Raw genomic sequence first — 233 nt, 5'->3', positions numbered from 1 at the left:
CATGATGACGAAGCGTGTGGTGAAATTGAAACGGCTCACCCAGGTTATCTAGGCTCTCAAGATACATTTTACGTGGGTAATCTCAAAGGCGTTGGGCGTATCTACCAACAAACCTTCGTTGATACATACAGCAAAGTAGCGTTCGCTAAGCTCTACACCACGAAAACGCCAATTACTGCGGCTGACATACTCAACGACAAAGTACTGCCGTACTTCGAACAGTACGAGCTTCC

At 46.8% G+C, this 233-nt stretch carries 1 pseudogene; it reads left to right on the top strand.

Annotated features, from left to right (window positions below):
• Nucleotides 1–233: pseudogene (locus H5087_RS20070) on the top strand (IS481 family transposase); the annotation flags it as partial.

Source organism: Pseudoalteromonas sp. SR43-7, from assembly GCF_014163785.1.
Taxonomy (GTDB): Bacteria; Pseudomonadota; Gammaproteobacteria; order Enterobacterales; family Alteromonadaceae; genus Pseudoalteromonas; species Pseudoalteromonas distincta.
This window is presented reverse-complemented; position numbering and strand designations above follow the sequence as displayed.